The 4279-nt window shown below is 64.3% G+C and carries 5 protein-coding genes and 1 pseudogene; all 6 read right to left on the bottom strand.

The window, feature by feature from the left end:
* A pseudogene (locus WCB02_RS27535) lies at window positions 1-145 on the bottom strand (1,2-phenylacetyl-CoA epoxidase subunit PaaD); the annotation flags it as partial.
* A complete protein-coding gene (paaC, locus tag WCB02_RS27530) occupies window positions 139-915 on the bottom strand; it encodes a 1,2-phenylacetyl-CoA epoxidase subunit PaaC (RefSeq protein ID WP_423962913.1) in 777 nt (258 codons plus the stop codon). The gene paaC and the pseudogene WCB02_RS27535, both read right to left, overlap by 7 nt.
* A 154-nt stretch (window positions 916-1069) precedes the next feature.
* A complete protein-coding gene (gene paaB, locus WCB02_RS27525; protein ID WP_423962912.1) occupies window positions 1070-1357 on the bottom strand; it encodes a 1,2-phenylacetyl-CoA epoxidase subunit PaaB in 288 nt (95 codons plus the stop codon).
* Window positions 1358-1377: 20 nt separating this feature from the next.
* Window positions 1378-2370: a 1,2-phenylacetyl-CoA epoxidase subunit PaaA gene (paaA, locus tag WCB02_RS27520; RefSeq protein ID WP_423962911.1), complete on the bottom strand. Its 993-nt coding sequence runs from the start codon at window positions 2368-2370 to the stop codon at window positions 1378-1380.
* A 76-nt stretch (window positions 2371-2446) separates the two neighbouring features.
* On the bottom strand, window positions 2447-3313 hold the full coding sequence (gene paaX, locus WCB02_RS27515) for a phenylacetic acid degradation operon negative regulatory protein PaaX (RefSeq protein ID WP_423962910.1): 867 nt from the start codon (window positions 3311-3313) through the stop codon (window positions 2447-2449).
* Between the two features lie 118 nt (window positions 3314-3431).
* Window positions 3432-3902: a phasin gene (locus tag WCB02_RS27510; protein WP_423962909.1), complete on the bottom strand. Its 471-nt coding sequence runs from the start codon at window positions 3900-3902 to the stop codon at window positions 3432-3434.
* Window positions 3903-4279: the final 377 nt, after the last annotated feature.

Raw genomic sequence — 4279 nt, 5'->3', positions numbered from 1 at the left:
CGACACGACCATCGCGCAATGCGACGTCGCGCAGCACGCCGAGATCGGCGATGGTCAGGACCGGAATCTCGGGATCGACCACGCTCGCCGCGGCATCCCAGGCGCGCTGCCGAACGTCGGCATCCTCATGCAGCAGCGTCACCATGCCGCCCCCGGGAAGGTGCGCTGCATCGACTGCAGTTCGCTGAGGAGATGGCCGAGATGCTCGCTGTGCCGGCCGGAGCGGCCGCCCTGCTGCATCCAGTCGTTGGTGGGCAGCGCCAAGGTTGCTTCGATCATGATGCGCGACAGTGTGTTGCGCCATTCCGGCATGAGGCTCGCCGGATCGACCGCGATGCCGGCGTCGATCAGGTCCCGCTCGCTGTCGTCCAGCGCGAACATCTCGCCGGTGAAGGCCCAGAGATCGTCGATCGCCGCCTGGGTGCGCGCGCGGCTCTCGTCGGTGCCGTCGCCGAGGCGAACGATCCATTCCGCGGAATGACGCAAGTGATAGGCGCTCTCCTTCTCCGATTTCGCCGCGATCGCCAACAGCGTCGGATCGCGCGAGGACATCATCGCGCGCCAATAGAGATCGGCGAAGGCGGAATAGAACAATTGCCGCACCATGGTATGGGCGAAATCGCCGTTCGGCTGCTCGACGAGCAGCAGGTTGCGGTACTGCCTGACATCGCGCAGATAAGCGAGCTTGTCCTCGTCATGGCCCTGGCCTTCGAGCTCGCCGGCATAGGAATAGAGCTCGCGCGCCAGCCCCAGGAGATCGAGCGCCATGTTCGACAGCGCCATGTCCTCTTCCAGCATCGGCGCATGGCCGCACCATTCCGACAGCCGATGGCCGAGAATCAGCGCATCATCGGCGCGGCGCAGCGTGTAGAGCACCAGCGGCGTTTCGAGGATGGTGATGGAAGCTGCGGCCATGTCAATCAATCCAGCTTTGCGCTCGCCCGTCATTGCGCGGAGCGAAGCGACGAAGCAATCCATTCTTTCGTTGCGCGGCGAGATGGATTGCTTCGCTTCGCTCGCAATGACGGTCCGGGCGGCTGCGAATGCCCCCTCGCCATAAGCGCCGGGATCACATATGCCCGACTTCCTCGGGCACTTCATAGAAGGTCGGATGCCGGTAGATCTTGGATTCCGCCGGCTCGAACATCATGCCCTTGTCGGCCGGATCGGAGGCCGTGATCGCGCTCGACGGCACCACCCAGATCGACAGCCCCTCGCCGCGGCGGGTGTAGATGTCGCGCGCGGCCTGCAGCGCCATGGTGGCGTCGCTTGCATGCAGCGAGCCGCAATGCTTGTGCGCCAGCCCGTTGCGGCTGCGGATGAAGACTTCCCACAACGGCGTGTTCGGCGTGGTCATCGCGACCTCCCTCGAGATTGTCATTCGGCGGCTTGCGCGGTTTGCCGGGATCGGCGCTTCTCGGCATAGGCCGCCGCGGCGTCGCGAACCCAGGCGCCCTCGGCATGCGCCTGGCGCCGCGCGGCCATGCGGTCGCGGTTGCAGGGGCCGTTGCCGGCAAGCACCTGCTTGAATTCGCTCCAGTCGATCGCGCTGTAGATCCAGTGCCCGGCCTCGTCCTGCTTCATGCCGGGATCGGGGATCGCAAGGCCCAGATATTGCGCCTGCGGCACCGTGGCGTCGACGAACTTCTGGCGCAGCTCGTCATTGGAGAAGCGCTTGATCTTCCATCTTGTCGAGGTATCGCTGTGCTGACTCGCTTTGTCGGGCGGCCCGAACATCATCAAGACCGGCCACCACCAGCGGTTCAGCGCATCCTGCGCCATCGCCTTCTGCTCGTCCGAGCCACCCGCCAGCGTCAGCATGATCTCGTAGCCCTGGCGCTGGTGAAACGACTCTTCCTTGCAGACCCGGATCATCGCGCGCGCGTAGGGACCGTAGGAACAACGACACAGCGGGATCTGGTTCATGATCGCCGCACCGTCGACCAGCCAGCCAATCACGCCGATGTCGGCCCAGGTCAGGGTTGGGTAGTTGAAGATCGAGGAGTATTTGGCGTTCCCCGCCAGCATCGCGTCAACCAGCTCTTCGCGCGAGGCGCCGAGCGTTTCGGCGGCGGCGTAGAGATAAAGCCCATGGCCGCACTCGTCCTGGACCTTGGCGAGCAGCGCCGCCTTGCGGCGCAGCGACGGCGCGCGGGTGATCCAGTTGCCTTCGGGGAGCATGCCGACGATTTCGGAATGCGCGTGCTGCGAGATCTGGCGCGTCAGCGTCTTGCGATAGGCCGCGGGCATCCAGTCGTTCGGCTCGATCCGCTCCTCGGCGTCGATCCGCGCCTGGAACGCGGCCGCGCGGCCGGCATCCTCGACCTGACGGGCGTCGGTCTCGGATGTATTGAGCGCCTGGGTATACATGCGCGGGCCTCCCGGAAATTTATTTCCAGCTAAAGTATAACAGAACTCACGATCCGCAAGATATTTTTGTAACACATTATTCCAGTCCAAAGCGCTGCCGCAACGTGGCGGCGACCGCCGGCAGCGGGCCTGATTCACAGGTTCCATGCCGGTCAAGCCATTGTTCGGACGGGGCAAGCAGCGCGCGATAGATTTCGCCGCAGAGCTGTCGCGCCGCTCCGCCCGGCCAATCCGCCGGTAGCAAGGCCGTCGGCAGCAGGGGATCAGGCAGCACGACACGGCGGTAATGGTGGATCAGCAGGATGCGCGCGGTGAAGGCGTCGGCCGCGCCAAGCGACCGCTGCGTGATCCAGTCGCGCAACGGCGCAAAGGTCTTGATGAATTTCAGATAGGCCAGTGCAGTGCGATCGAGCGGCCAGCTCTCGGCCAACAGACGCCGTCCGCTGTCATCCTCCGCGGAAACTTCGAGCCGGATCGCGCACGCTGCTTCCTCGGGGATCGGCACGCCTGACGGCGCGACCCACACCCCCGGCATCGGACTGCCAAAGCCGGCATTCTTCAGAGCTTCCCGCGCAGCGTCGCGGTCCTCCGCGCCGCCGATCAGCAGCAGTTCGAAGCGCCCAGACCAGACCGATGGCGGCGGGTCGTAGATGTGTCTGGTCGCGATGTCGAAGGTCTGCCGCCCCTGCCCGGCCAGCCGGTAGAAGCTGTTGCGGCCGACCTTGGTGCGTTCGAGCCAGCCGTCCGACGCAAGCCGCGACATCGCGGTCCGCACCACGCCGGCGTCGACGTCGATGGTCGCGAAAAATTCGAGCAGCGTACCGAGCCAGACCGAGCCGCCGCGTGGCACGATGGCATCGCCGAACACGGTGATGACGATCGAGCCGGTGCGTGACGGCTCGTGCTTGAGCTCTCGGATGATGCGGCTGAGCGGAGGCGGCATGGCTCAACGCATACCGCCTTTTTCGGATTCGCAACAACGCTGCGGCCGAAGGCGCGACGCCAGAAAAAGAAGGCCCGCGCGAAGCGGGCCTAGATCATCGATCTCACTGTAAAATCGCTCAGGCGGTTTTGCTGTAGACCTTGGTGAGATTGTCCTGGACGGTCTTCGCACCGTTGGCAACGAGCTTGCCGAAATACTCGGTGGATGACTTGGCCCGGGAGATCAGGGCTTCACCGCGTTCGCGGGCGAGATCCGACTGGATCTGCACCGCCTCGTTGAGGCTCTTGGCTGACGCCAGCGTGTCGATGCCTGCAAAGAACGCCTCGGCATCCTGATGCAGCGCCTGCTGGATATTGCGCGTGATCTTGGCGGCCTCGCTGACGGACTCAGCAACGGCTGTCTCGATGGCGGCCGTCACCTTCTCGGAGCCGGCATAGAGGTCGGAGGTGCGCTCCTTGGCGGTATTGGCAGTCCGCTTGACGAAGTCGCGGGCGGCCTCGGGAACTTCCATGGTCTGGAAATTCTTCAGTGCCTCGGTCACCGGTGCAAAGGCTTCCTTGACGCTGTCGTACATGTTGGTCTCGGTCATGGGGTTTTCTCCATCCTCAGTTTTTGAGCTATGGGCTCGCCCCGTCCGCGCTGGGCCCGGGGCCAGATCCTTATGCCAGAGTTAATGATGCAATGCAATAACTTTGTTGCACTGCGGCATCGCGAAAATGTGAGCCGATCGATTGTTGAGCATTGGGCTCAAAATACGAGCAACTCTTGAGTCTTACGGTGCGAAACCACCGCTCATTTCTGCTCGCCGGCGGGCGACCCGGGGGTGCGTTTGGCCCGCGGCGGCCGCGGCCCGGCAGGTACCGGAGCCTGCGGCGGAGCGGCGGTAGCCTGGGGCGGGGTGGCGTTCGCCGGCGCCTGCTGCAGCAGTTCCTTGATCTCGTTCAATTGCGTTTCGATCGCCTGCAG

Origin of the sequence: Bradyrhizobium sp., assembly GCF_049581145.1 — a bacterium.
Taxonomy (GTDB): Bacteria; Pseudomonadota; Alphaproteobacteria; order Rhizobiales; family Xanthobacteraceae; genus Bradyrhizobium.
The sequence above is the reverse complement of the archived record's forward strand: the minus strand, read 5'-3'. Positions and strand labels throughout refer to the sequence as shown.

Excerpts from the sequence above, each read along its gene's own strand:
- paaC (WP_423962913.1), bottom strand. The coding sequence starts at position 915 with ATGGCCGCAGCTTCCATCACCATCCTCGAAACGCCGCTGGTGCTCTAC.
- paaB (WP_423962912.1), bottom strand. The coding sequence starts at position 1,357 with ATGACCACGCCGAACACGCCGTTGTGGGAAGTCTTCATCCGCAGCCGC.
- paaA (WP_423962911.1), bottom strand. The coding sequence starts at position 2,370 with ATGTATACCCAGGCGCTCAATACATCCGAGACCGACGCCCGTCAGGTC.
- paaX (WP_423962910.1), bottom strand. The coding sequence starts at position 3,313 with ATGCCGCCTCCGCTCAGCCGCATCATCCGAGAGCTCAAGCACGAGCCG.
- WCB02_RS27510 (WP_423962909.1), bottom strand. The coding sequence starts at position 3,902 with ATGACCGAGACCAACATGTACGACAGCGTCAAGGAAGCCTTTGCACCG.